Annotated in this window: 25 protein-coding genes; 10 read left to right on the top strand and 15 right to left on the bottom strand. The window is 72.5% G+C overall.

Annotated elements, in window-relative coordinates:
- Positions 1-73: 73 nt before the first annotated feature.
- The 9 genes from KIT14_02805 to mgtE form a co-directional block, all read right to left on the bottom strand.
- A complete protein-coding gene (locus KIT14_02805; GenBank protein ID MCW5889460.1) occupies positions 74-844 on the bottom strand; it encodes a response regulator in 771 nt (256 codons plus the stop codon).
- Positions 844-1,965, bottom strand: a complete 1,122-nt coding sequence (locus tag KIT14_02810) for a sensor histidine kinase (protein MCW5889461.1) — start codon at positions 1,963-1,965, stop codon at positions 844-846. Before KIT14_02810 ends, KIT14_02805 begins: the two co-directional genes overlap by 1 nt.
- Positions 1,966-2,093: 128 nt before the next feature.
- Positions 2,094-2,510, bottom strand: coding sequence for an OB-fold domain-containing protein (locus tag KIT14_02815; protein ID MCW5889462.1), 417 nt, complete (start codon positions 2,508-2,510; stop codon positions 2,094-2,096).
- Entirely contained in the window at positions 2,507-3,667 is a 1,161-nt protein-coding gene (locus tag KIT14_02820) for a thiolase family protein (GenBank protein MCW5889463.1), read from the bottom strand. The genes KIT14_02815 and KIT14_02820 overlap by 4 nt, the downstream gene beginning before the upstream one ends.
- 24 nt (positions 3,668-3,691) lie before the next feature.
- Complete coding sequence (locus KIT14_02825) at positions 3,692-3,979, bottom strand: hypothetical protein (protein ID MCW5889464.1); 288 nt, start codon at positions 3,977-3,979, stop codon at positions 3,692-3,694.
- A 9-nt stretch (positions 3,980-3,988) separates the two neighbouring features.
- On the bottom strand, positions 3,989-4,165 hold the full coding sequence (locus KIT14_02830; GenBank protein ID MCW5889465.1) for a hypothetical protein: 177 nt from the start codon (positions 4,163-4,165) through the stop codon (positions 3,989-3,991).
- 154 nt (positions 4,166-4,319) lie between these two features.
- Positions 4,320-4,796, bottom strand: coding sequence for a gamma-glutamylcyclotransferase (locus tag KIT14_02835; protein ID MCW5889466.1), 477 nt, complete (start codon positions 4,794-4,796; stop codon positions 4,320-4,322).
- Between the two features lie 39 nt (positions 4,797-4,835).
- Positions 4,836-6,293 carry a DASS family sodium-coupled anion symporter gene (locus tag KIT14_02840; protein MCW5889467.1) on the bottom strand — a complete coding sequence of 486 codons (1,458 nt, stop codon included), beginning with the start codon at positions 6,291-6,293 and terminating at the stop codon, positions 4,836-4,838.
- A 46-nt stretch (positions 6,294-6,339) separates the two neighbouring features.
- On the bottom strand, positions 6,340-7,677 hold the full coding sequence (gene mgtE / locus KIT14_02845; GenBank protein MCW5889468.1) for a magnesium transporter: 1,338 nt from the start codon (positions 7,675-7,677) through the stop codon (positions 6,340-6,342).
- A gap of 235 nt (positions 7,678-7,912) precedes the next feature.
- On the opposite strand from mgtE, the gene KIT14_02850 reads away from it, so the two are divergent.
- Positions 7,913-9,808 carry an endonuclease gene (locus tag KIT14_02850; GenBank protein MCW5889469.1) on the top strand — a complete coding sequence of 632 codons (1,896 nt, stop codon included), beginning with the start codon at positions 7,913-7,915 and terminating at the stop codon, positions 9,806-9,808.
- Positions 9,805-10,713, top strand: a complete 909-nt coding sequence (gene hpnK / locus KIT14_02855) for a hopanoid biosynthesis-associated protein HpnK (protein MCW5889470.1) — start codon at positions 9,805-9,807, stop codon at positions 10,711-10,713. Before KIT14_02850 ends, hpnK begins: the two co-directional genes overlap by 4 nt.
- A 19-nt stretch (positions 10,714-10,732) precedes the next feature.
- On the opposite strand, the gene KIT14_02860 is transcribed toward hpnK, so the two are convergent.
- Positions 10,733-11,632 (bottom strand): polyphosphate kinase 2 family protein, encoded by a 900-nt coding sequence (locus KIT14_02860; GenBank protein ID MCW5889471.1) that lies wholly within the window; start codon positions 11,630-11,632, stop codon positions 10,733-10,735.
- 106 nt (positions 11,633-11,738) lie between these two features.
- Positions 11,739-12,011: a hypothetical protein gene (locus tag KIT14_02865; GenBank protein ID MCW5889472.1), complete on the bottom strand. Its 273-nt coding sequence runs from the start codon at positions 12,009-12,011 to the stop codon at positions 11,739-11,741.
- Between the two features lie 135 nt (positions 12,012-12,146).
- Between KIT14_02865 and KIT14_02870 the strand changes: the two genes are divergently transcribed.
- Positions 12,147-13,616, top strand: a complete 1,470-nt coding sequence (locus KIT14_02870) for a hypothetical protein (GenBank protein ID MCW5889473.1) — start codon at positions 12,147-12,149, stop codon at positions 13,614-13,616.
- Positions 13,617-13,722: 106 nt separating this feature from the next.
- Positions 13,723-15,960 carry a PAS domain S-box protein gene (locus KIT14_02875; protein ID MCW5889474.1) on the top strand — a complete coding sequence of 746 codons (2,238 nt, stop codon included), beginning with the start codon at positions 13,723-13,725 and terminating at the stop codon, positions 15,958-15,960.
- A 31-nt stretch (positions 15,961-15,991) separates the two neighbouring features.
- On the opposite strand, the gene hpnI is transcribed toward KIT14_02875, so the two are convergent.
- Both hpnI and hpnJ read right to left on the bottom strand, forming a co-directional pair.
- The gene (gene hpnI, locus KIT14_02880) at positions 15,992-17,203 is read right to left on the bottom strand and encodes a bacteriohopanetetrol glucosamine biosynthesis glycosyltransferase HpnI (GenBank protein ID MCW5889475.1); all 1,212 of its coding nucleotides are present in this window, start codon (positions 17,201-17,203) and stop codon (positions 15,992-15,994) included.
- Positions 17,203-18,645: a hopanoid biosynthesis associated radical SAM protein HpnJ gene (gene hpnJ, locus KIT14_02885; protein MCW5889476.1), complete on the bottom strand. Its 1,443-nt coding sequence runs from the start codon at positions 18,643-18,645 to the stop codon at positions 17,203-17,205. Before hpnJ ends, hpnI begins: the two co-directional genes overlap by 1 nt.
- 234 nt (positions 18,646-18,879) lie before the next feature.
- Here hpnJ and KIT14_02890 point away from each other — a divergent pair, with 234 nt between their 5' ends.
- The 6 genes from KIT14_02890 to KIT14_02915 all read left to right on the top strand — a co-directional run bounded on the left by KIT14_02890 (position 18,880) and on the right by KIT14_02915 (position 23,712).
- A complete protein-coding gene (locus KIT14_02890) occupies positions 18,880-19,692 on the top strand; it encodes an SDR family oxidoreductase (GenBank protein ID MCW5889477.1) in 813 nt (270 codons plus the stop codon).
- A gap of 59 nt (positions 19,693-19,751) precedes the next feature.
- Positions 19,752-21,392, top strand: coding sequence for an isocitrate lyase/phosphoenolpyruvate mutase family protein (locus tag KIT14_02895; protein ID MCW5889478.1), 1,641 nt, complete (start codon positions 19,752-19,754; stop codon positions 21,390-21,392).
- Positions 21,393-21,401: 9 nt separating this feature from the next.
- Entirely contained in the window at positions 21,402-21,905 is a 504-nt protein-coding gene (locus tag KIT14_02900) for a sulfopyruvate decarboxylase subunit alpha (GenBank protein MCW5889479.1), read from the top strand.
- Positions 21,906-21,912: 7 nt separating this feature from the next.
- Positions 21,913-22,704 (top strand): sulfopyruvate decarboxylase subunit beta, encoded by a 792-nt coding sequence (locus KIT14_02905; protein MCW5889480.1) that lies wholly within the window; start codon positions 21,913-21,915, stop codon positions 22,702-22,704.
- Positions 22,705-22,800: 96 nt separating this feature from the next.
- A complete protein-coding gene (locus KIT14_02910; GenBank protein MCW5889481.1) occupies positions 22,801-23,088 on the top strand; it encodes a hypothetical protein in 288 nt (95 codons plus the stop codon).
- 54 nt (positions 23,089-23,142) lie between these two features.
- Positions 23,143-23,712, top strand: a complete 570-nt coding sequence (locus KIT14_02915) for a hypothetical protein (protein MCW5889482.1) — start codon at positions 23,143-23,145, stop codon at positions 23,710-23,712.
- Between the two features lie 18 nt (positions 23,713-23,730).
- Here KIT14_02915 and KIT14_02920 read toward each other — a convergent pair whose 3' ends face one another.
- On the bottom strand, positions 23,731-24,042 hold the full coding sequence (locus KIT14_02920; protein ID MCW5889483.1) for a hypothetical protein: 312 nt from the start codon (positions 24,040-24,042) through the stop codon (positions 23,731-23,733).
- A gap of 9 nt (positions 24,043-24,051) precedes the next feature.
- Positions 24,052-24,720 carry a pyridoxamine 5'-phosphate oxidase family protein gene (locus KIT14_02925; GenBank protein MCW5889484.1) on the bottom strand — a complete coding sequence of 223 codons (669 nt, stop codon included), beginning with the start codon at positions 24,718-24,720 and terminating at the stop codon, positions 24,052-24,054.
- Positions 24,721-24,770: the final 50 nt, after the last annotated feature.

Genomic DNA, 24,770 nt, shown 5'->3' on the forward strand with positions numbered 1-24,770 from the left:
GGCGAGGGTCGATTAGAAACGGCGGCGCGAGGCTGTCAAAGCGGGTGCGGATCGCTGCCGGGCAGCGATGGCTTCACCAGTGGAGGCGGGAGCGCAGGGTGCGGGCCGCGCTGCGGCTGACGGCGACCTCGCTGTTCGCCTGGTCGCGCATGACGAGCTTGTAGCGACCACCGAACCAGGGAACGATCTCCTTCACGTGCTGCAGGTTCACGAGGCTCGCCTTGTGCGCCCGGAAGAACACGGCCGCGTCGAGACGCTCCTCGAGCTCGCGCAGCGTGTAGTTCGTCATGAACCCGCGCTCCGCGTTGTGGGCGTAGACCAGCCGGTGCTCCACCCCGAACCACCGCACCTCCTCCACCGGCAGGAGCAGGATGCGCCGTCCGCTGTAGACGGGCACCTGCGTCACGTACTGGGGGGCCTTGCCGTCGGCGAGCCGGCGCAGCATCGACTCGAGCTCCTGGCCCTGTGCGCCGGTCGCGCGCCGCTGGCGGACGCGGTCGACGGCGGCCTCGACGCGCTGGCGGCCGTACGGCTTCAGCAGGTAGTCGATCGCCTCGACCTCGAAGGCGCGGATCGCGTACTCGTCGTAGGCCGTGGAGAACACCACCTGCGGCATCGGGCCGCGCAGGTTCTTCAGGACCTCGAAGCCGTCCATGCCCGGCATCTGCACGTCGAGGAAGACGAGGTCGGGCTGCGACTCCTCGATCATGCGCACCGCCTCGAGGCCGTCGCGCGCCTCGCCGACCACCTGGACGTCGCCCAGCTCGGCGAGGAAGCCGGTGAGACGATCGCGAGCGAGCTTCTCGTCGTCGACGACGAGCGTACGCAGCGATGCGCTCGTCATCAGGCCGCCTCGGCGGGTACCGCGGGCAGACGCAGTCGCACGACCGTGCCGCGCCCCGGCGCGCTCTCGATGTCCGGCAGATGCGCGGGACCGTAGAGCCGCTCGAGGCGCTGGCGCAGGTTCGAGAGGCCGACGCCGCGGTGATAGACGTCGTCGAGGATCGGGCCCGACATGCCGAGGCCGTCGTCGCCGACGGTGAGCGTGAGCGTGTCGCCGTCGACGTGGGCGTCGATCGACACGGTGCCGACCCCGACCTTGCGCGACAGCCCGTGCTTCAGCGCGTTCTCGACGAGCGGCTGGAGGATCAGGTTCGGGATCATCTGGCGCAGGCTCTTCGGGTCGATCGTGGTGCGCACGCGCAGGCGCTCGTCGAACCGGGCGCGCTCGATGTCGAGGTAGGCGCGCGTCATCTGGAGCTCTTCGCCCAGCGGGACGAACTCCTTCTCGGCGCGATTCAGGATGTAGCGGAACATCTCCGCCAGCCGCTCGACGCAGGCCTCGGCCTTGTCGGGGTCGGAGCGGATCAGCTGCGCGATCGAGTTCAAGCTGTTGAAGAGGAAGTGCGGGTTGATCTGCGCCCGCAGCGCGGCCAGCTGCGCCGTCGCGGCCAGCTCGGTGAGCTCGCGGGCGCGGCTCTGGAGCGCTTCGACCTGGCGCCAGACGAGGTGGTACGCGATCAGCGTGATGAGGACGGTCGGCACCACCGGCAGCAGCGCGTAGAGTCGCGCCAGCTGCTGGCGGCGCTCCGGCGTGACGGTGATGTGGTGCTCGGGGCCGGCCGGGATGCCGAACAGCGACGGCGCCCCGAGGAGCCATGCGCCCACCGACGCGGCGAGGAAGCCGAGCGCGATGAAGATCACGAACGCGACGATCACCTGCCGCGTGACCTGTGCGGGCAGCGTGCGGCCGCCTAGGCGCGGGAACACCCAGCGCCAGAGCCCGTAGGTGACGGCGGCGAAGACCAGGCTGCCGAGGACGAACGTGATCGGCGCCGTCCACGAGCGCCACAGCACGAAGTGCAGCAGGCCGAGATGCATGCCCGTCGCGCACCCGGTGCCGAGCACCAGAAGGAGCATCTTGTTGCGACGGCTGGTCGGCATCCCGAGTGGGAGCGGGGCCATGCCGGGGACATACCCCGACCCCGTTCCAGGCCGCCACACTGCTATGCGTCAGCTCCCTTGGCGAGCCGGGCGGGACGAACGGTCCGGATGGCCGGACGAGCCGCCGTGCCCCGGGCGCGTCCGGGCTGCTAGCCGGCGCGCGGGCGGAAGCAGGGCAGGACGACGTCCTCGGCGACGGCGTCGAAGACCACTTCGACGCCCTGGCCGATCCGCACCTCGGAGGCGGGAACGTCCCTCAGGTTCGAGATCATGCGCACGCCCTCGTCGAGCTCGACCTGGACGACCGCATAGGGGACGCGGGCCCCGAACCAGGGATGCGCCGCCTGATGCATGACGACGAAGCTCCACACCCGGCCGCGGCCGGAGACCGGCACCCAGTCGGCCTGGCGCGACAGGCACCGGCTGCACACCTCGCGGGCCGGGAAGCGCAGCGCGCCGCAGCCGCCGCAGCGCTGGACCACCAGCTCGTGCCGGCGCGCGGCCGCGAAGAACGGCGCCAGCGCGGGCGTCACCGCCGGGATCGGCGGGCCGGCCGGCGTGCTCACGACGGCAGCCTCGAGAGCACGAGCGTCGAGTGCGTCGACAGCACGCCGCCGTTGCCGGAGACGAGCGCGACGTCGTGCTTCGCCGCCTGGCGCGCGCCGCCCTCGCCGCGCAGCTGGATCACCGCTTCGGAGACGGGCGTCATGCCCCACATGTAGAAGCTCGACAGCTGTCCGCCGCCGGTGTTGAGCGCCAGCTTCCCGCCGGGGCCGGTGTGGTGCTCGGCGGCGAACGGGCCGCCCTCGCCCTTCCTGCAGAAGCCGTAGTCCTCGAGCGTGACCAGCACGGTGAAGGTGTAGCAGTCGTACAGCTCCACGACGTCGACGTCGGCGAGCGCGACGTCCGCCATGCGGAAGGCCGGCTCCTTGGCCAGGACGGCGCCAGAGGCGAGCGTCTCGGCCGGGTCGCCGCCGAGGTGCCCCTGCCCCATGCCCCACACCCACACCGGCGGCTTCCTCGCCGCCCGGGCGCGCTCGGCGCTGGTCACGATCACGCAGAGGCCGCCGTTCGAGACCAGGCAGCAGTCGAAGAGGTGGAACGGCTCGGCGATCCAGCGCGAGGCGCGATAGTCGGAAAGCCCGAGCGGCTTGTCGCGCAGCTGCGCCAGCGGGTTGTGCGCGGCCCAGCGCCGCTGCGCGACGGCGACGCTGCCCAGCTGGTCCTGCGTCGTGCCGTAGACCTCCATGTGCCGGCGCGCGACCAGCGCGTACATCGCGTTGACGCCGAAGAAGCCGTACGCCGCCTCGAGCCCGCGCGCGAAGCCGTAGGCGGCGCCCGACGACGTCTTCTCGCCGGCGGGGGACGGCGGCTTCAGCGGCGCATCGGAGAAGACGCAGGCGACCGTGGTGCACAGCCCGGCGGCGATCGCCTGGGTCGCGTGCTGGATCATCGCGCACGCGGTCGCGCCGCCGAGGTTCATGGTCGCCGAGAGGCGCAGGTCGCGCAGGCCGAGGGCCTGCTGGAGCTGGAACGAGCACATGCTCTGGTCGCCCCAGGTGAGGCCCGGGTTGACCAGCAACCCGTCGAGGTCGCCGCGCTCGAGCCCGGCGTCGTCCAGCGCGAGCCGCACGGCGTCGACGCCGAAGCCGACGGCGCCCGTGCCGAAGACCTTGCCCTGCGGGGTGATCCCGAGCCCGACGATCGCGGCCGCGCCGCGCAGCGGATGGCGGGTCACGCTCGCCGCTCAGCGCGCGAGGATGCGGAAGCGCCTGCGCAGGGCGGCGACCTGGTCCTGCACGGAGCTCGTACGCTGGCTCGCCATCAGCACCTCGAAGACGTCGCGCTCGCCGGCCTCGCGCGGTGCGCCCTCGTCGCCGAGGGCGTCGAGGATCTCGTGGATGACGCGGGGGATCTCGCGCTGCGGGATCACCAGGTCGCCGCGACCGAGGGTCCCGGTCCAGTTCGACGCATAGGGCCGCAGGACGTTCAGAATCCGCTCGGTGAGCGACCGGTCCCCGCGCATGCGATCCACGGCGGCGCATTAGACCACGGTCCGCGGCGGAGGCAACAGGCGCCTGCGCCGGGAGGCTCCGCCGGCGACGGTCGCCGCGTCCATCAGCTCGGCGCGGCGTGCGACCAGCTCGAGCGTCGTGTGGGAGTCGAGCGCACCGGCGACGCCCCACGCCGCCAGCTCGCCGACGCTGAAGCCCGCGACCACGCGTCGCCGCGGCTCGCGGCGGCCGCGAGCGCCTGAAGCACGCACGGGATGATCTGACCGGACGGTGCTCGCGTGCGGGCCGTCACGCGCGCCGACACGGTGTCTCGTCTGCCGACACCCCGATGTCGCGCGTGCCGGCCGGCACGCCGCCGCCTCAGGTCGTGAGGCGCTCGTCGACGGCCAGCTCGAGGGCCTCGAGCGCCGCGATCCAGTCCGCGGGCAGTCCGTGCTCGCGCGCGCCGTCGAGGAGAAGGCCGAGGTAGCGTGCCGACGGCTTGCGCCCGGCGACGCGGCGCTCGCCGAGATAGGCGAAGGCCGCGAGCCGCTCGCCGCCCTGCGTCACGGTCTCGACCGGGACGCGGGCGTAGTAGCCGACGTGCACGCCCTCGCTGCGGTCGAGCAGCTCGCAGGCGTTGGGCGCGAGCTGGTAGCAGACGCCCCACACGCAGGCGCCGGCCTCGGCGAGCAGGTTCGCGACGCCGCGCTCGCCCGGCCCGACGGGCAGGTCGAACGTAAGCCGGAAGCCGTCGAGGCGCGCGGGCCGTGCCGCCAGCGGCTGCATGCCGCGGCGGTCGACGAAGGTCGCGCGGCAGAGGTTGCTGCCGTAGGCGAAGTACCACAGCGGCGTCACGGCTTCTCGCCGTGCCCGCCGCGCCGGGCCGATGCAACGTCAGCGGCCCAGCGAGAGGCCGAGCACCGGCCACCAGAGCCACGCGACGGCGTTGAAGACCACCCACGAGGCGACGGCGAGGATCGCGCCGGGGACCATCATGTCGCGCATGCTGAGGTAGCCGGACGAGTAGGCGATGGCGTTGGCCGGCGTACCGATCGGCATGGTGAAGCCGAGGCCGGCCGGTACGGCGACGACGATCGCCATGACGCGCGGGTCCATCGCGAAGTCGGTTGCGACGCCGAGGGTCACCGGCATCAGCATCGCGACGACCGCCGAGTTGCTCATGAGCTCGGTGAGCACGATCGAGAGCGCCGAGATGATCGCCACCGCGACCGGCCCGCTGTCGGACCACTTGGAGATCGTGTTCTGCGAGATCCAGTTGGCCGCGCCCGAGCTGTTGGTCGCCGAGCCGAGGGCGATGGCGCCGCCGTACATGAGCAGGATGCCCCAGCTCACGTAGCTCTCGACGTCCTCCCAGCGCACCAGGTTCAGGACGAAGAGCACGACGACTGCGCCGATGGCGACGTTGCCCAGGCCGAACTCCTCGCCGCCGAAGATCCAGCCGGCGAGCGTGCCGATCATGACGAGTCCGATCAGCGTCTCGTTGACGCTGCGCCGGCCGAGCGCGAGCGCCTTCTCGGCGATGAGCTCGTCGGCCTCGCGGATGCTCTGCACGTCGATGGGGAAGAAGCGGACGATGACGATCCAGCCGACCACGAGCATGCCGAAGGTCACCGGCAGGCTGGCGAGCGCCCACTCGGTGAACGTGAAGGTCTGGCCGGTGGCCTCCTTCACCATGCCGAGCGCGAGCGGGGCGCGGGCGCCGCCCAGCAGCGTGGCGACGCCGCCGATCGTCGTACCCCAGGCCATCGAGAGGAAGAGCGCGCGGGCGTAGTTGCTGCGGTACTTCTGCAGCCCGAGCACGGTGACGATCTCGAGGATGATCGGGTAGTTCATCGCCGCGACCGCGTGCTCGGACATGAAGAACGACATGAAGGCGTTCAAGAGGTAGATCGACGCCAGCAGCGTCCGCGGCGTGTGGCCGAAGCGCTTCAGGATCGCGAGCGCGAGCCGCGTCGACAGCCGCGACTTCGTGAGGCACGCGGCCAGGATGAACACGCCCAGGATGAAGAAGACCGCCTCGTTGCCGAAGAGCGCATAGGCCTTGCTCGCGGGCATGACGCCGGACAGCGGCAGCAGGATGATCGCGAGCAGGCTCGTGATCATCAGCGGCAGCATGCTCGTCACCCACAGCGACAGGCAGACGGCGAACACCGCGAGCGAGCGCAGCCCGGCCTCGGAGAGCCCCTCGGGGGGCTGCCGGGTGATGATGAACCAGTACATCCCGGCAATCGCGAGCAGCACGACGGGACGCACCGCCAGCTCCAGCAGGATCGTGCGGAGCGGGCGGGTATCGACGACGACGCGCTCGTAGGGCGAGCGGGGCGTCGTCATCCGTGACGTGGCGCGATCATCGTCATGCCGCTCTCGGTTGTCCGGGTCACAGCAAAGTGCCTGAGAGAACCAGGCTCGCCACGGTGAAATAGATCACCAGGCCGGCGACGTCCACGAACGTGGCCACGAACGGTGCCGAGGCGCTGGCCGGGTCGAACCCCAGGCGTTCGAAGAAGAGCGGCAGCGTCGCACCGACGAGGGTCCCGAGCAGCACCACCCCGACCAGGCTCGCCCCGACCGTCGAGGCGATGAGGAGGTAGTGGTCGCCGTACATCTGGAAGGCACCCTGCCAGAGGACGATGCGGGTGAAGCCGACGGCGGCCAGGATGCAGCCGAGCACGAGCCCCGCCGCGAGCTCGCGCCGGATCACCCGCCACCAGTCGCGCAGCGTCAGCTCGCCCAGGGCGAGGGCGCGCACGACCAGCGTCGACGCCTGGGATCCCGAGTTGCCGCCGCTCGAGATGATGAGGGGGACGAACAGGGCGAGGACGACGGCCTTGGCGATCTCGTGCTCGAAGTAGCCCATGGCGCTGGCCGTCAGCAGCTCGCCGAGGAAGAGGACCGAGAGCCAGCCCGCCCGCTTGCGCAGCATCGTCCAGAAGCCGGTGTCGAGGTAGGGACGATCGAGGGCCGTCATGCCGCCCAGCTTCTGGATGTCCTCGGTGGCTTCCTCCTGGACGACGTCGACGATGTCGTCGACCGTGACGATGCCCTTGATCCGATTCTCGGCGTCGACGACGGGCACGGCGAGGAAGTCGTGCTGCTGGAAGAGGCGGCTCAGCGCCTCCTGGTCCATGTCCTCCGGCGCGGTGACGACGTCGGTGCGCATGATGTCGCGCACGCGCTTGTCGGACGCCGAGGAGAGCAGGTCGCGGAACGAGACCACGCCGAGGAGATGCTGATCGGCGTCGAGGACGTACAGATAGTAGACGCTCTCGATGTGCTCGCGCGTCTGCCGGCGCAGGTAGCTGATGGCCTCGTCGATGCTCATCTCGGGCCGCAGCCGCGCGTAACGGGGGCTCATGAGGCCACCCGCGTCGTCCTCCGCGTAGGCGAGGAGCGCGGCCACCTCGCGGCGGCTGGGCTCGTCGAGCAGCGCGAGCAGCCCGGCCCGGTCCTCGAGCGGCGCCTCCTGGAGCAGGTCCGCCGCGTCGTCGGGGCGGAGCATGCGCACGTAGGAGCGCCGCAGCTCGGTCGGCGCGGCCAGTACGAGCGCGGCCTGGTCGCCCGTCGGCATGCCGACGAAGAGCGCTTCGGCCTCGGCGTGGCGCAGCAGCGAGAGACCCTCGAGCCGCTCCTCGGTCGACAGGATCGGCCACGCCTCGCGCAGCTCCGCCGCGGTGAGCCCGAGCTCGAGAGGGCGTTCCTCGGCGGCGGCCGACATGGCGCGGGGGTCCTCCATGGCACCCCGAGGCGGGACGGAGGCCCGCGACCGCGCCAGGGTGCTACGCTGTTGTGGGACGGCTTTGGCCGTCGCTGTCCATAACCGCGGAACGCGTACCGTACATCGTCGTCCCCGTCCACCCCCGAACGGGTCAACTTGAACGCGCCGGCGGGCGACGCTACCAGAGGCGCGGATGGCGGCGATCGGCGGCGGCCGGCACGGGCGGTGACGGGGCATGCGCCAACGGCTGTACGACTATCTCCTCGAGCGCCCGAGCGGCGCCAGCGTCGACGAGCTGTTCGCCCTGGTGTTCAGCGGCGGCGGTCGCGATCCGGAGTTCGGCGGCCGCTTCATCGCCGCGCTCCTCGGCCAGGACCCGCGCTTCCGCTTCTCGGCGGACGACCGGCGCTGGCGCGCCCGCCTGCACGACGATCTCGCGCGTCCGCTCGCCGCGACCGCGTTCGTCGTCGTCGACCTCGAGACCACCGGCGGCGCGCCGGGCTCCGGCTGCATCACCGAGATCGGCGCGGTGCGGGTCGCGAACGGACGCCTCGGCGACTCGTTCCAGACGCTGGTCAATCCCGGGCGGCCGATCCCGCCCTTCGTGGTGGCGCTGACCGGCATCACCGACGCGATGGTCGCCGACGCCCCGCGGCTCCACGCCGTGCTGCCGGCGTTCCTCGAGTTCGCCGGCGACGCCGTCATCGTCGCGCACAACGCCGCCTTCGACATGGGCCATCTCGACGCGGCCCATCGCGCCCAGCTCGGCCGCCCGCTGGCGCGGCCGGCCGTCTGCACGCAACGGCTGGCCCGGCGTCTCCTGCCCGACCTGCGCCGCCGCTCGCTCGATGCGGTCGCGAGCCACCTCGGCCTCGCCTGCCACGACCGCCACCGCGGGCTCGGCGACGCCCGCATCGCCGCCGAGATCCTCTGCGTCCTCCTCGAGCGTGCCGCGGCGCTCGGCGTGGCGCACCTCGATCAGCTGCTCGACCTCGAGCGCGCGGCGAGCGACGGCCGCCCGTTCGTCGTCCACGTGCCGCGCGAGAAGCTGCACGACGTGCCGGCGCGTCCGGGCGTCTATCACCTGCTCGCCCACGACGGCCGCCTCCTCTACGTCGGCAAGGCCCGTCGCCTGCGCGACCGACTCGGCAGCTGGTTCTCGAACGCGCGCGGGCACAGGCCGCGGGCCCTCGAGCTGCTGCGCCAGGTGCACGACTTCCGTCTGACCGAGACGGGCTCGGAGCTGGCGGCGTCGCTGCTCGAGATGCGGCAGATCCGCGAGCTGAAGCCGCCGTACAACCGCGCCGGCAAGCAGGTGCCGCGCGTGGGGTTCCTGAAGCTGTCGGTGCGGCACGCCTGGCCGAGGCTGTCGGTGACCCAGCGGCTCGGCGTCGATCGCGCCGTCTACGTCGGGCCGTTCCCGAGCCGGGCCACGGCGGAGCGTGCGCAGGCGGTGCTGGCGCGCGTCTTCGGGCTGCGCACCTGCGGCGACCGCCTCGCACCGGCGGCCGACGTGAGCCCCTGCCTCCTCGGCCAGGTCGGCACGTGTCCGGCGCCGTGCGCCGACCGCATCGGCCGCGAGGCGTACCGTCGCAGCGTCGACGCCGCGCTCGCCTTCCTCGAGGGGCGCGACGACGAGGCGCGCGCGGCGCTGGCGGCGAAGCGCGACGCGGCCGCGACGGCGGAGCGCTTCGAGGCGGCGGCGCGCGCGCAGCGCGACCTCGACGCGCTCGACGACATCTGGCGCCGGCGCGAGCGGCTCGCCTGGGTGGTCGGGCGGCAGAACTTCGTCGTCCTGCTGCCGACGGCCGATCGCAGCGCGGCGCAGCTCTATGCCGTGCTCGGGGGGCGCCTGGCGCTCGAGTCGCGCGTCGCGGCGGCGGCGGACCTGCTCGCGGCGGTCCGCGTCGTACGCGAGCGCTACGACCGCTTCCAGGACATGCCGCTCGAGCGCGGCGACGTCGACGCCAGCACCATCCTCTCGGCCTGGCTGCGCGACCGCGCGCAGGAGGGCCTCGTCCTGACGCTCGACGGCCCGGACGCCCTCGCCGCCCGGCTCGACGAGCTCTCCATCACGGTGGGCGACCTCCTGCAGCGCGGGCCGCTGCCGCCCATCGACCAGCTCGCGTGACGTCGCCGGCGGCCGCATCCCGGCGCCTCGTCGTCAGCGGCGACGACTTCGGCGCCGCCCGCGAGGTGAACGCGGGCATCCTGCGCGCCCACCGCGCGGGCATCCTCACCAGCACGAGCCTCATGGTGACCGGCGACGCGGTCGCGCAGGCGGTGGCCGAGGCGCGGGCGACGCCGTCGCTCGCCGTCGGCCTCCACCTCGTGCTCGCACAGGGGCGGCCCGCCGCGCCGCCGGCCGCGATCCGCCGTCTCGTGAACGCGCGCGGCACGTTCGAGGACACCCCGGTGCTGAACGGCTTCCGCTACGCCTGGGCGTGGTGCTCGCGCGCGGGCCGCGCCCAGCTGCGGCGGGAGCTGCGCGCGCAGCTCGACGCCTTCGTCGCGACCGGCCTGCCGCTCGCGCACGTCGACGGCCACCTCAACATGCACCTCCATCCGCTCGTGCTGCCGCTGCTGCTGGAGCTGGCGCCGGCCTACGGCATCCGGGCCATGCGGCTCTCGCGCGAGAGCCTCGCCGCGGCGCTGCGCTGGGACCCGCGCCATCGGCTGCGCAAGACGAGCGAGGGGCTCATCTTCCACGCCCTCGCGGCGTATGCCGCGCCGCGCCTGCGCGCCGCGGGCATCGTCTCGACCGAGCGCGTGTACGGCATGCACCAGACCGGCCACATCGACGAGGCCTACGTGCTCCATCTCCTCGCCACCCTGCCGCCGGGGACGAGCGAGCTCTACTGCCATCCGGCGATCGGGCAGGCGGCGGTGATGGCGCCGTACCAGGGCGGCTACGATCACGCCGGTGAGGTCGCGGCGCTGACGAGCCCGCGCGTCCGCGCCGCGCTCGCGGCGGCGGACGTGACGCTCGCGACCTACCCCGCCCTGGCGGCGGCGCCGCGCGCCGCGCCGGCCTGACGCCGCGCCGCCGCCCGCGTCATTCGGCGAGCAGCGACCGCTTCGCCTCGGCGAGACGCTTCTTCTGCTCCTTGTCGGGCCGCGGCGCCGCGAGATCGAGATCCCCGATCGCCGTCGCGAGGACGTCGGCCACGACGGCGCGCGCGATCCATTTGTGGTCGGCGGGCACGACGTACCACGGCGCGTGCTTCGTGCTGGTCGCGGAGAGGGCCAGCTCGTAGGCCCGCTGGTAGTCGTCCCAGTACCCGCGCTCGGTGATGTCCCCGACGGAGAACTTCCACTGCTTGTCGGGATCGTCGAGGCGCTCGAGGAAGCGGCGCTTCTGCTCGTCCTTCGAGATGTGCAGGAAGAACTTGACGATCGTCGTGCCGTTGCGCGCGAGGTGGCGCTCGTACTCGCGGATGCTGTCGTAGCGCTGCTCCCAGAACTTCTCGGGACTCTTGGCTCCGGCGAGCGCGCCGTGCGGCACGCGCTCGGGATGCACGCGCAGGACGAGCACGTCCTCGTACCAGGAGCGGTTGAAGATGCCGATGCGCCCGCGCTCGGGCACCCGCTTCTGGCAGCGCCAGAGGAAGTCGTGGTCGATCTCCTCGGGCGTCGGCTGCTTGAAGGCGTGGACGTCGCAGCCCTGCGGGTTCATGCCCGACATGACGTGCTTCACGATGCCGTCCTTGCCGGCGGCGTCCATGCCCTGGAGGATCATGAGGACGGCCTGCTTGTTGCTGGCCCAGAGCAGCGCCTGCGCGGCGGTGAGCGTCCGCAGGTTGTCGGCGAGGATGCGCTCGGCGCGCTCCTTCACCGCCTCCTTGCCGAGCGTGCGCAGCTCCTTCGTGAGCGCCCACCCCGGATCGCGATCGGCGAGGTGTAGACGTTTACCGGGCTCGACTCGCAGGCTCTCGACGATACGGCGCGGGATCATCACGGCGGCCTCCTCCGCCGGCGGGGTCTCGCGCCCGTGCGCGGTGCCGCCGGCCTCGCCCCGCGCGTGTAGATGCGGGCGAGGCGGCGGTCAACGCACGGCCGGTTCAGCCGCCCAGCGCGGCCTTCACCTCGTTGAGCGTCTCGAGGCTCTTCTGGAGCTCGGTGACGTTCTTCTGCATGTCCGAGATGGTGCTGCCGAGCTTCGCCGCCGTGCCGAGCGTGCCGCCCTGCTCGCCGGCCTTCTTCATCATCTCCGCGCCCATCTCGCCCATCTGGGCCTCGGCCGGCCGGGACCCGAGCGTGCCGCAGACCCATCCGGTCGCAAACGTGGTCGCGAAGAGCCCTGTGATGATGGAACGACGCAGTCCGATCGTCATGGCCGTATCCTCCTCGGCGGGTTCGTGGCCCGCGAGACGCGGGCCCGAGCCACGGACGTAGCACGCGCACGGGCCGGGAGAAGCGGGGGCGTTTCGCTTTGCAGGCGACGGGCGCCGCGTGCGAAGACCCGCGCGATGGGGGTCGGAACGAGCCGCGGCGGGCGGGCGGCGCTGCTGCTGGCGCTCCTGCTCGTCGGCGGGTGTGGGGGCTGCGGCGACCGCCTCGACCTCGACGCCAGCAAGGAGACGCTCGTGAAGCTCCCCGGCGGGTGGCGGCGCGGCACGGTGGCGGTGGCCGACGACGGGCGCACGGTCGCCTTCGTCGAGGACGTCGACGGCGGAGCCCGGGTGGTCGCGGGCGGGGCTCCGGGCCGCCGGTTCGCGCAGGTGACGAACCCGCAGTTCGCCCCGAAGACGCACCGCCTCGGCTACTGGGCGACGGACTCGACGCAACCGCCCGCCGAGGTGGGCCTGGTGATCGACGGCCAGGTGATTCCCACCGAAGCGAACCAGCCCGGCACCCTCGTGTGGAGCCCCGACGGCACGCGCTGGGGCGCCGCGGTCGGGCTCGCCGAGGAGGTCGTCGACGGCGTCCCGCACCGCCGGCCCACCGTCATCCTGGTCGACGGCAGGGACATGGGCCGCTGGATCGACACCACGCCGCCCGCGTTCAGCCCCGACGGCCGGCACGTGGCCTGGCTGGCACAGATCGACGACGGGCGTATCGCCGTCGTCGTCGACGGCGTCGCGCGCGAGCCGTTCGCGAAGCCCGAAGGCAGGGTCTCGCCCGGCATGACGTTCAAGAACGTCGGTCCCACGCTGGCGCCGCAGCACGTCCTGCGCTGGCTCGCCGACGGCACGCTGCTCCTGCTCGCGCCCGATCGCGACGGCTGGACGCTGTCCCGCGACGGCACCGTGCTCGGGGTGTGGCGGCACGTCGAATGGCAGACGGCGGGGCCGATCCATCTGGCCTTCGGCGACGAGTTCGCGAACGCGGCGCGGATCGCGTCGATCGCGGTCGCGGTCGCGGCCAAGGCGCCGGTGGTCGCGTACTGGGAGCGCCTCGAGGGCGAGAAGCCGCAGTGGCGGGTGATGCGAGACGGCAAGCCCGTCGACGACGTGATCTGCTCCCGGTACTGGGAGACGCAGCCGCCGCCGACGCTCTCCTCCGACGGCCGGCACATCGCCTACGCCTGCGCCGGGCCGGACGCGATGCAGCGGCCGGACGTCGTCGTCGTCGTCGATGGCGTGCGGCACGGTCCGTACCGCAACGTCTACGGCATCGCCGTCGCCGAGGACGCCTCGCACGGCGCCTGGGCGGCGACGCTCGACCCCGAGCCGTCGCCGACCTGGCACTTCTTCATCGACGGCAAGGCGCTGCGCGGCGACTGGGCCGAGGCCTGGCGCCCCCGCCTCGACGACCCGGGCGAGCACCTCGCCTGGGAGGCGGCGCCGGCGCGTGGGCGACCGGCCCTCGGCATCGACGGCGTCAGCGTGTCGCGCTTCGACGGCATCTTCTGGGGCCCGGTCTTCACGGAGCCCCGTCGGGTCGGGTGGGTGGTGCGACGCGGCCGGCGTCTCGTGCGCCTCGACCTGACGTACTGAGCCCCGCCGGCGCCGGCAGGATCTTCCTACCCGCCTCAAGCCTGCGGCCCTGCCTGCCGATCCTTCCGGGGTCCCCCGACCCGCTCGGGGCCGGGGGGCGGTGCGCATGGCAGACGCGAATCGCGAGACCGCTCCGGAGCCCAACGACCTCGACGGCGATCTGGGCGCCGGCTACCGCGGCGAGATCGACCGCGCCCTGCGTCGCGGCATCGACATCACCGCGGCGCTCTTTCTCCTGCTCGTCGGCATCTCGGTGGTGCTCGAGCGGCACTACCATCCGGATCGCCTCGAGATCGCACTGCGCGCCTATGCGATCGAGCTGGCGGCCTGCGCGCTGGCGATCGCGGCGGCCCGGGTGAAGGCGCTGCCGCCGGCCGTGCCGGCGGCCGCGCTGGGCGTCACCCTCGGGCTCCTCATGCAGTGGTACGGCGGCGCCATCGCGCTCGCGCCCGAACGCATCGCGCTCGGGCAGGTCTGCCTGACGATGGGCCTCTTCGTGCTGCTGCCCTGGCCGTGGCGCACGCAGCTCGTGGTGTCGACGACCCTGCTCGCCGGTCTCGTGCTCCACCTGCTCCGCGGCGGGTTGGTCGAGACCGCGAGCTTCTCGTTGCTCGCGATGCTGGCTGCGACGATCGTCTCCGTATGGGGTGCCTGGTACCTCGACCGCTACCGGCGCAACCTCCACGTCCGCACCGCGCTGCTCGCGCGCACCTCCGCGACCAACACGGCGATCCTCGAGGCCGCCCTCGACGCCATCGTCGGCATGGACCATCGCGGGCGGCTGACGGAGTTCAATCCGGCCGCGGAGCGGCTGTTCGGGCGCCGGCGCGCCGACGTGCTCGGACGCGACCTCGCCGACCTGCTGCTGCCGCCGGTGGCCCGCGCCGCGCACCGCGAAGGCCTGGCGCGCCATCTCGCCGGCGGCACGAGCACGATCCTGGGCCGCCGGCTCGAGACGACGGCGCTCGGTGCCGACGGGCAGGAGGTCCCGATCGAGCTCACCGTCTCGCGCGTCCATCGCGACGGCCCCCCGACGTTCACCGCGACGCTGCGCGACATCACCGAGCAGAAGCGCGCCGACGCCGCACGGCGCGCGTCGAAGCGTCAGGCCGAGGAGGAGGCGGAGACCGCCGCGGCGCTGCTGCACGTCGGCGAGACGCTCAACGCCCATCTCAACCAGCCCGATCTGCTCGAGCGCGTGACGTGGATGGCGGTCGATGCCCTCGGCTGCGATTGGGGCAGCGCGTTCGAGTGGGACGAGCGCACCAACGCCTTCCGCCTGCGCGGCTGCGTCGGCCTGCGGCTCGAGGTCGCGCGGGACCTGGGCGGCACCGAGTTCACGCCGGACACGATGCACGGCCTGATCGACGCGGTTCGGCGCGGCATCCTCGTCGAGATCGCAGACCGCGACGCGCAGCCCTATCTCGCGCCCGAGTCGCTCGCGCGCTGGGAGGTGTCGTCGAAGCTGGTCGCGCCCATCCGCCGGGGCGAGGTCACGATCGGCCTCCTGTGCGTCGGCTACCGCGAGCGGCGCGGGCCGTTCTCGCCGCGGCAGCGGCGCCTGGCGCTCGGCATCGCGCACGCCACCGGCATCGCGCTCGCGAACGCGCGGCTCATCGCCGACCTCCAATCGGCGAGCCGCCTCAAGTCGGAGTTCGTGTCGACGATGTCGCACGAGCTGCGCACGCCGCTGAACGTCATCCTCGGCTTCTGCGAGATGGCGCGCGACGCCGAGCTGCCGCGTGAGGAGCGCGACGCCTGCGTCGCCCGCATCGACGGCGCCGGGCGCGAGCTGCTCGACCTCGTCGAGAGCACGCTCGAGATCGGCCGCATCGAAGCCGGACGCGACGAGGCGCGGCTCGAGACCGTGCGCCTGCCGGCGCTCTGGAGCGAGCTCGGGCAGAGCTGCGCCGGCCTGCCGCACGGGCCTACCGTCGCGCTCGAGTGGAGCCCCGAGGTGCCGCCGGTGTCGCTCACGACCGACCCGCGCAAGCTCTCCATCGTGCTGCGCAACCTCGTCGGCAACGCGCTCAAGTTCACCCCCCGGGGGCGGGTTGCGGTGGCGGCGCGTCTCGACGGGCCGGCGCTGGTGATCGAGGTGGCCGACACCGGCATCGGCATCGCGCCCGAGCAGCGCGAGACGATCTTCGAGATGTTCCGCCAGGCCGACCAGTCCGACTCGCGCCGCTTCGGCGGCACCGGTCTCGGGCTCTACATCGTGCGGCGCTTCGTCGAGCAGATGGGCGGCCGCGTCGAGGTCGACAGCACGCCGGGCGCGGGCTCGACGTTCCGCGTGACCCTGCCGCAGTCGGCGTCGGCGCCGCCGCTGCACCACGCGGCCTAGGCGACACCGGCCGGGGGCCGGCGGCCGCGGCTCAGTTCGCGGCGGCGCGCTGCGCCGGCTCGGTCTCGATCTGCGGGGCCAGCGGCGACGGCATGTCCGGCGTCACGGCGATCATGCTGCCGTCGGGCCGCACGCGCAGCGTCTGGCCGCTCCATACGACGTCGCGGCCGAGCCACGACACGAGCCAGATCGCCGTGTAGCCGAGGTCCTTCAGCGGCACCATCCAGAGCTGGCGCGGCGTCTCGCGCTCGCGCAGCAGGCGCATGATGCCGTGCAGGCCGATCAGCCGGCACGCGATCGCACCGCCGAGCGCGGTCCAGCCGGCGCGCGACCCGCCGGTCACGACGACCGCGAGCACGCCCCAGCTGACGGCGTGGGTGATCACCGAGCAGAACCAGCCGAGCGCCTGCTGCGCGCGGTAGGTGCGCGCCCAGCGCACCTGGTGGCGCCAGACGTCGCCGATGGTGGTCGAGTCGAGCACGGTCTCGACGACGTAGGGGAGCAGCACGAGCTTCCACCCGGCGCGCGCGATCCAGGCGCCGAGGAGGTAGTCGTCGGCGAGGTAGTCGGCGAGGGCGGGGAAGCCGCCGACGGCGTCGAGCGCCTCGCGGCGGAACGCGATCGACGCGCCGTACGCGTTCTTGAGGCCCTGCACCCACTCGGCGGTGACGAACATCGGGATCGAGTCGGTGTTGATGAGGAGCGACTCGATGACCGACGGCAGGCCGTGGTAGCCGCGGCCGCGGTAGAGGCAGGTGGTGAGGCCGACCTGCGGATCGACGAGCGGTGCGACCATCGAGCGCAGGTAGTCGGGGCGCACCCGGATGTCGGCGTCGGAGAGGACCAGCACGTCGTGCTTCGCGTGCCGCGTCATGTGGACGAGGTTGGCGATCTTGCGGTTGGTGCCGGCCTCGTGGCCGATCGACAGCACGAGGTCGACGTCGGGGAATTCGCGCTGGAGGCGCTCGACGACGGCGACGGCGGGATCGTCCGGGCCGTCGATGCCGCAGACGATCTGGAAGTCGGGATAGTCCTGCCGGCAGAAGCTGGCGAGGTTGGCGTAGAGGTCGAGGCCGGGGCCCTTCAGCGGCTTCAGGACCGTGACCGGCGGCCGGAACGCGGGCCGCCGGCGATCGGCCCGCCGCGCGCGCCGGAAGAAGCGGTGCGCGGCCACCAGCTGGAACAGCTGGTAGGCGCTCGCGATCGCGCAGCAGCCGAGGACGACGGCGACGAGGACGGTCATCAGGCCGTCGCCTGTGCGCCTCCCGCGATCTGCCGGCGCTTCCACATCGAGCCGAGGAACTGCTTGCCCTCGGAGAGGAGGCGCTTCGCCTCTTCGGGATCGCTCGCCATCTTCTTGATCGACTTCCAGATGTAGCGGCGGCTGAAGTAGTAGCGGCGGTAGAAGGTCTCGACGGCCTTGAAGATCTCGTCGGCGGAGACCTCGGGGTAGCTCACCGTGCACTTCTGGTAGCCGGTCTCGTCGACCAGGCTGTCGACGGTGAGGTACTTGTGCTCGCGCACCCAGTCGTACATCGCGGTGCCCGGGTACGGCGACGCGAGCGACACCTGCAGCGTCTCGGGCTGCATCTCCTGCGCGAAGCGGATCGTCTGCTCGATGGTCTGCCTGGTTTCGCCCGGCAGCCCCATGATGAAGGTGCCGTGGATGAGGATGCCGATGTCGTGGCAGTCCTGCGTGAAGCGGCGCGCGCGCTCGACGCTGACGCCCTTCCTGATGTTCTTCAGGATCTGCTCGTTGCCCGACTCGTAGCCGACGACGAACAGGCGCAGCCCGCCGTCCTTCAACGCCTTCAGCGTCTCGCGGTCGACGTTGGCGCGCGAGTTGGTCGACCAGGTGAGGCCGAGCTTGCCGAGACCCGCGGCGATCGCGACGGCGCGCTTCGGGTCGGCGGTGAAGGTGTCGTCGTCGAAGAACAGCTCCTTCATCTCGGGGAAGAGCCGCCGGAGGTGCGAGCATTCCTCGAGCACGTTCTCGACGCTGCGGGTGCGGTAGCTGTGGCCGGTGGTGACCTGCGGCCACAGGCAGAACGAGCAGCGCGCCGGGCAGCCGCGGCCGGTATACAGCGACACGTACGGGTACTGGCAGTACGGGCTGTTGTACTTCTTGTAGTCGAGGTCGCGCGCGTAGACGTCGGTCGAGAACGGCAGCGCGTCGAGCTCGGTCGTCGTCAGCGGCGGCGGCTCCTCGTTGTGCTGGTAGACGCCGTTCTCGAGGTAGCTGATGCCCTTGACGTCGGCGAACCTGCGGCCTTCGGCCACCGCCACCACCGCGAGGTCGAACTCCTTGCGCGCGATGTAGTCGATGACGCTCGCGTACTTGAGCGACTCCTCGGGGCGCGCCGTCACGTGGCCGCCGACGAAGCCGATCGTCGTGTCCGGCTTGGCGGCCTTGATCGCCTGGGCGGTGCGCACGTCGGCGCGGAACGACGGGGTGCTCGTGTGCAGGACGACGTGGTCGAAGTCCTTCGCGATGCGCACGACCTCGTCGGCGGGCATGTGCAGCGGCGGCGCGTCGAGCAGCCGCGAGCCGGGCAGCATGCCGGCCGGGTAGGACAACCAGGTTGGGTACCAGAACGACCAGACCTCCCGCTTCGCCTGGTAGCGGGCCCCCGCGCCGCCGTCGAAATCGTCGTACGAGGGGGGGTTGAGGAAGAGGGTTCGCATCCGGTTCCTCCGTGGAGTCGGTGTGAGCGCGCGCAGTCCCGTGCTCTCTCCGACGTTGCGGAGCGCAAGGCGTCCTGACCGAGCGGTAAGTGTTGCTTGTAGATGACGCATTGCCCAGGCGCAAGGCTCGCCACTTTTGGGAATCGCCCGGCGCGACGGCGTTTTCCGCGTCGCCGCGGCCTTTCGCGCGCGGATTTGAAACCGGTGCGGGCGTGCGATAGCGCGCTCGATCCGATGGCTGTCGCCACCTCGCCCTGCATCTTCATCACCGGGGCCGCCGCCGGCATCGGACGCGCGACCGCCGCGCTGTTCGCGCAGCGCGGCTGGCGTCTCGGGCTGTTCGACCGCGACGCCTCGGGGCTCGACCGCGTCGCGACGTCGCTCGGCGACGCGGTCTGCTGCATGCGCCCGCTCGACATCACCGATCGCGACGACGTGATCGCCGCCGTCGCCTACTTCGGCGGCTTCACCGGCGGGCGCATGGACGTCCTCTTCAACTGTGCCGGCGTGCTCCGCTGCGGGCCGTTCGCCGAGCAGACGGCGGCCGACGACCGCCTGACGATCGAGGTGAACCTGATGGGCGTGCTGCACGGCATCCGCGCCGCCCTGCCCCTGCTCGAGAAGACCCCGGGGGCGCGCATCGTGACCATGTCGTCGTCGGCGGCCATCCACGGCGTCCCCGAGGAGGCGGTGTACTCGGCGTCGAAGTTCGCGGTGCGCGCGCTGACCGAGGCGCTGTCGCTGGAGCTGGCGAAGAAGGGCATCGCCGTCTGCGACGTGATGCCGCCGATCGTGCGCACGGGCATGGTCACCGAGCAGGCGTTCACGCCCGCCGTGAACAAGAACCTCAGCAAGTGGATCACGGCGGAGGACGTCGCCGCGGTGGTGTGGGACGCCGTCCACGGCAAGCAGGTGCACTGGCCGATCGGCCGCGACGTGCGCTCCTTCTGGCTCGCGACGCGCCTCCTCCCGGGCCTCGGACGCATGCTGATGCGGCGCTTCTCGACCCACCCGAAGCACGATCGCCCGGGCGGTCCCACGCGCTAGCCGTCGGGTCCGCCCGACTTGCCCGGCCCTCCGCCCTCCGATACAGCCCTGCCTTCCCCATGCGAGGAGCTCTACTGTCGCTGCTCGGGCAACCCGGCGTGTTGCTCGCGGCCGGCGCGCACGACGCCCTCTCGGCGAAGCTCGCCGAGGAGGCCGGGTTCGACGCCATCTGGGCCAGCGGCTTCGGCATCTCGGCCGTGCAGGCCGTGCCCGACGCCAACATCCTCACGCTCACCGAGACGCTCGACGCGGTCCGCCGCATCTGCGACGCGGTGACGATCCCCGTCGTCGCCGACTGCGACAACGGCTACGGCAACGCCATCAACGTGATGCGCACCGCGGCCGAGTTCGAGCGGGCGGGCGCCGCGGGCATGTGCATCGAGGACAACGAGTTCCCGAAGCGCTGCTCCTTCTATGCCGGCGTCTCGCGCGACCTCGTCGCCGCCGGCGAGCATGCGAGGAAGATCGAAGCCGCCTGCGCCGCACGCCGGCGTCGCGACTTCGTCGTCATCGCGCGCACCGAGGCGCTCATCGTCGGCCTCGGCATCGACGAGGCCCTCGCGCGCGCGCGCGCCTACGCCCGCGCCGGCGCCGACGCGGTCCTCGTCCACTCGAAGGAGAAGGACTTCGCCGAGCTGCGCCGCTTCGCCGACCGCTGGGACCTCTCGGTGCCGCTGGTCGCCGTGCCGACGACGTATCCCGAGGTGACGCCGCCGGAGCTCGAGGCGGCAGGCTTCAAGCTCGCGATCTTCGCCAACCAGGCCCTGCGCGCCGCCATCCCGGCGATGCGCGACGTCCTCGTCGCCATGCGCGAGGCGGGGCGACCCGCGGGCGCGGGCAGCCGCATCGTGCCGCTCGACGAGGTCTATCGCCTGGTGGGCGTGCCGGAGCTGAAGGCGAACGAGCGCCGCTTCCTGTGGGCCGGCGAGGAGCCGCCGCGCGCCGTCATCCTCGCCGCCGGCTTCGAGCCGCAGATGCTGCCGCTGATCGAGGATCGCCCGAAGACGATGCTCGACGTGAAGGGCAAGACGATCCTCGAGCGCCAGGTCGAGACCCTCGCCGAGCTCGGGCTGCGCGACGTCACCGTGGTGCGCGGCTACAAGAAGGAGCAGGTGCAGGCGCCGGGTGTGCGCTTCGTCGACAACGACCGCTACGCCGAGACCGGCGAGCTGGCGTCGCTCTTCTGCGCCGAGGCGCAGCTCGACCGCGCCTTCGTGCTGCTCTACGGCGACATCCTCTTCGAGGAGCACATTCTCGAGACGCTGGTGCGCTCCGACGCCGACGTGGCCGTGGTCGTCGACCGCGCCTTCGTCGACGCGCAGCGCGCGGGGCTGCCGCTGCCGCCGGGGCCGCTCGACCTCGTGGTCACCGAGACGGCGCCGAACGGCCGCCGCTTCGTCGCGCCCGAGGGCGGCAGCCGCGTGCTGCGCATCGGCCCGGAGGTCACGCCGGCCGACGCGCACGGCGAGTTCATCGGCATGGCGCTGTTCTCCGTCGCCGGCGCGGCCACGCTGCGCGAGGTGTACGCGGAGCTGCGGGCGCAGCGTGCCGAGGGGCTCGAGCGCGCCAGCGTCACGCACGTCCTCCAGGCGATGATCGACCGCGGCCAGCGCGTCGTCGCCGTCGAGATCCACAAGGGCTGGATGGAGGTCGACAGCTTCGAGGACTACCGGCGCGCCTGGGCCGAGGTCGCGCCGTAAGCGCCGCTCGTGGCCGTCGCCCCGCCAGGTCCCTTCGTCGACCGGCTGCAGCAGGTCGGCTTCGACTTCTTCACCGGCGTGCCGTGCTCGCTCGTCGGGCCGGTGATCGCGGAGCTGGAGCGTCGCGGCGTCTACCACGGCGAGACGCGCGAGGACGCCGCGCTCGGGGTGGCCGCCGGCGCCTACCTGGCCGGGAGGCTACCGGTCGTCGTCATGCAGAACTCGGGGCTGGGCGTGTCGCTGAACGCGCTCGGCTCGTTGCAGCTCTCCTACGAGACGCCGGTGCTGCTGCTCGTCACCTGGCGCGGCTACGAGGGCAAGGACGCGCCCGAGCACCTCGTCATGGGCGAGGTGATGGACCGGCTGCTGGCGCTCTTCGCCATCCCGTTCCGCACCCCCGAGCCGGCGACGCTCGACGCCGACGTCGCGTGGGCGGCCGAGACGGCGCGCGCGACGTGCAAGCCGGTGGCGCTGCTCGTGAAGCCGGGCCTCTTCGTCGGGGGGCACGCGTGACGCAGCGATGTCAGCGGCAGCCCGCGGAACGGACGGATCGTGCGCTCGAGCGGCTTCGGCACGAGGCCCATGTTCTCGAGCGTCACCGCACCGAGGATCGCGTCGTCGTGGCGGGCGACCGCAGTGGAGTCGTCGCTTCCCGGCACCGCGCCGCCGACCGACGCGTAGACCATGCCCATGCCCGCCCTGCCGCCACGCACATGGGCGCCGGACAATCCCCGGGAGCGGAAGCATGACGGTGCAGGAGGCGCTCGCGATCCTCGTGCCGCACACGAGCGACGCGATCCGCGTCTGCTCGAACGGCTACATGTCGCGCGCCGCGTTCGGCGCCGGCGACACCGACGGCTCGTTCTACATGATCGGCTCGATGGGGCTGGCGTCGTCGATCGGCCTCGGCATCGCGCTGGCGCAGCCGGACCGGCGCGTGGTGATCCTCGACGGCGACGGCAACGTGCTCATGAACATGGGCACGCTCGCGACCATCGCCGCGCGGGCGCCGAAGCGCCTGCTGCACGTGTGCGTCGACAACGGGCGGCACGCCTCGACGGGCGGCCAGCCGACGATCAGCGACGTCGTCGACCTCGCCGCCGTCGCACGCGCTGCGGGCTACCGCCGCGTCGAGCAGCCGGCGACGCCCGACGCGCTGCGTGCGCTGGCGCCGGAGCTGGCGTCGGCCGAAGGGCCGGTGTTCCTGCACGTGCGCGTCGAGCCCGGCGAGGGCGGCCCGCCCGGGCCGCGCATCCCGCACACGCCGACCGAGATGACGGCGCGCATGCGCCGCGCCCTCGGCGTCGGCTGACGCGGGCAGCGGGAAATATCTACAACCCGCCCCGATGAACCCCGCGGACCGTCGGGCCTTCGCTCTGGCACGCGTCTCGCTTCGGAGTGAGAGCGTATGAGACCCACGACGATAATCGCACTCCTGGCCGTCCTGGCCGCCGCTCCCGTGGCGGCGGTCCACGCCGGCGACACCGGCCGCAAGGTCGGCGGCGTGGTGGAGGAGTCCGCCAAGACCGGCGGCCGCGCCGTCCGCGACGGGGCCCTCACCTTCGGCCGCACGACGCGCGACTTCTTCACCCAGGGCCCCTCCGCAGCGCAGCGGACATGGCGTGCGAACGAGGCGCAGACGAAGGCCAACGCCCGCGAGGGCGCCGATCGGGTCCGGGACGAAGCCCACCAGTAGCTCCGCGACGGCCCCCATTTGACGCCAGGGGGTGATCGGTTACAGAACCCGCCTCTGGAGGGACCCGTCGTGACGCCGGCAGACTGCATCCTCTTCAGCGGGGCCGCCCAGGGGGCCGAGGCGGCGTTCGGCGAAGCGGCCGAGCGCCATGGCGTGCAGGAGGTGAACTTCACCTTCGAGGGCCACAGCGACGCGCGCACGCGCGGGCTGCGCGTGCTCTCCGAGGCCGACCTGAAGAAGGGCGACGTGAGCCTGTCCTACGTGAGCAAGCTCATGCATCGCCGCTTTCCGGACACGCCCCTCTTCCGCAAGGTGCTGCAGAGCATCTGGCATCAGGTGAACAACGGCCACGAGATCTTCCTCGTCGGCATCATCCAGCCCGACGATACGGTCGTTGGCGGCACGGGCGTCAGCGCCGAGTACGCCAAGTTCTTCAACAAGGTCTGCCACGTCTTCGACCAGGAGCGGCGCGGCTGGTTCCGCTGGTCGGGCGACGGGTGGGAGCCGGAGATCGACCCGGTGATCCGCGAGAAGCACTTCACCGGCACCGGCACGCGCTTCCTGCGCGACGAGGGCCGGCGCGCGATCGACGCGCTCTTCGCGCGCACCTTCGGCAAGGGTTGAGCGCGCGGCGGCGCGTGCTCAATCGTCGATGTCGCCGTCGCTGTCCGGCGTGATCGACGGCTCGGCGTCGGCGGGCGGCGGGTTCTCGATGTCGGGGTCGGACGGCTCGGCATCGGCCGGCACGTCGGGCTCGATCTCCGGCGCCGACGGCTCGGCGTCGGCGGGCACGTCGGGCTCGACCTCGGGCGCGGACGGCTCGGCGTCGGCCGGGACGTCCGGCTCGATCTCCGGGCTCGACGCCTCCATGTCCGCGGGCGGCGGATTCTCGATCTCCGTCGCCAGCGCGGCCGTGGCGGCGAGGAGCAGGCAGGCGACGAGCGTCCGGCGCATGCGCTGGTTCTAGCCCCGACCCCCCCGAGTCACCAGCCGGGGGAGGACCGCCTCCGGCGGCACCGTGCCCGCGGCGCAGTCGGGTGCGGGGATGGGTGTCTCCGGCCGGGTGGTGAGGGGAATCACCCCCGCCCACACCGGCAGCGCCAGGTCCTCCTCGTCGTCGATCGGGCCGCCGCTGCGGATCTTCGCCACCGCCTCCGCGAGCGGCAGCTCGAGGACCAGCGTCGCCTTCATCTCCTGCGCGTTCGGCTCGCGCACCGCGTCCCATCGGCCCGGCGCGACCCGCTCGGTGAAGGCGCGCAGCGCCGCCAGCTTGCGGGCCTCGTCGGTGACCGCCCGCGCCCGCCCGAAGACGACCGCGGAGCGGTAGTTCACCGAGTGGTGGAAGGCCGAGCGCGCCAGCACGACGCCGTCCAGGTGGGTGACGACGAGGCAGAGGTCGACGCCGTCCGCCCCCGCCTCGAGCGTGCGGCTGGCCGCCGAGCCGTGCACGACGACGGTGTCGCCGACGCGGGCGTAGGTCGTCGGGATCACCATCGGGCGGCCGCCGGCGACGAAGCCCAGGTGGCAGACGAAGCCGGCGTCGAGGACGGCGCGGACGTCGTCGCAGACGTGGGTGGCCCGCTTGGGCAGCCGCCGGACCCGGGTGCGCTCGGTGACGGGGAAGGTCTCCATGCCGGCGATCCTGCCCAGCCGATTGGTCCCATTACCAGCTCCAATCCGGC

Source organism: bacterium, from assembly GCA_026129405.1.
GTDB lineage: Bacteria > Desulfobacterota > Binatia > DP-6 > DP-6 > JAHCID01.

What these genes read in the sequence shown, in the direction of transcription:
- KIT14_02905 (MCW5889480.1), top strand. Translation starts at nt 21,913, where the DNA reads ATGTCAGCGGCAGCCCGCGGAACGGACGGATCGTGCGCTCGAGCGGCT.
- KIT14_02850 (MCW5889469.1), top strand. Translation starts at nt 7,913, where the DNA reads ATGCGCCAACGGCTGTACGACTATCTCCTCGAGCGCCCGAGCGGCGCC.
- KIT14_02860 (MCW5889471.1), bottom strand. Translation starts at nt 11,632, where the DNA reads ATGATCCCGCGCCGTATCGTCGAGAGCCTGCGAGTCGAGCCCGGTAAA.
- KIT14_02810 (MCW5889461.1), bottom strand. Translation starts at nt 1,965, where the DNA reads ATGGCCCCGCTCCCACTCGGGATGCCGACCAGCCGTCGCAACAAGATG.
- KIT14_02920 (MCW5889483.1), bottom strand. Translation starts at nt 24,042, where the DNA reads ATGCGCCGGACGCTCGTCGCCTGCCTGCTCCTCGCCGCCACGGCCGCG.
- hpnI (MCW5889475.1), bottom strand. Translation starts at nt 17,203, where the DNA reads ATGACCGTCCTCGTCGCCGTCGTCCTCGGCTGCTGCGCGATCGCGAGC.
- KIT14_02805 (MCW5889460.1), bottom strand. Translation starts at nt 844, where the DNA reads ATGACGAGCGCATCGCTGCGTACGCTCGTCGTCGACGACGAGAAGCTC.
- KIT14_02890 (MCW5889477.1), top strand. Translation starts at nt 18,880, where the DNA reads ATGGCTGTCGCCACCTCGCCCTGCATCTTCATCACCGGGGCCGCCGCC.
- KIT14_02910 (MCW5889481.1), top strand. Translation starts at nt 22,801, where the DNA reads ATGAGACCCACGACGATAATCGCACTCCTGGCCGTCCTGGCCGCCGCT.
- KIT14_02875 (MCW5889474.1), top strand. Translation starts at nt 13,723, where the DNA reads ATGGCAGACGCGAATCGCGAGACCGCTCCGGAGCCCAACGACCTCGAC.
- KIT14_02895 (MCW5889478.1), top strand. Translation starts at nt 19,752, where the DNA reads ATGCGAGGAGCTCTACTGTCGCTGCTCGGGCAACCCGGCGTGTTGCTC.
- KIT14_02925 (MCW5889484.1), bottom strand. Translation starts at nt 24,720, where the DNA reads ATGGAGACCTTCCCCGTCACCGAGCGCACCCGGGTCCGGCGGCTGCCC.
- KIT14_02865 (MCW5889472.1), bottom strand. Translation starts at nt 12,011, where the DNA reads ATGACGATCGGACTGCGTCGTTCCATCATCACAGGGCTCTTCGCGACC.
- KIT14_02870 (MCW5889473.1), top strand. Translation starts at nt 12,147, where the DNA reads ATGGGGGTCGGAACGAGCCGCGGCGGGCGGGCGGCGCTGCTGCTGGCG.
- KIT14_02840 (MCW5889467.1), bottom strand. Translation starts at nt 6,293, where the DNA reads ATGACGACGCCCCGCTCGCCCTACGAGCGCGTCGTCGTCGATACCCGC.
- hpnJ (MCW5889476.1), bottom strand. Translation starts at nt 18,645, where the DNA reads ATGCGAACCCTCTTCCTCAACCCCCCCTCGTACGACGATTTCGACGGC.
- mgtE (MCW5889468.1), bottom strand. Translation starts at nt 7,677, where the DNA reads ATGTCGGCCGCCGCCGAGGAACGCCCTCTCGAGCTCGGGCTCACCGCG.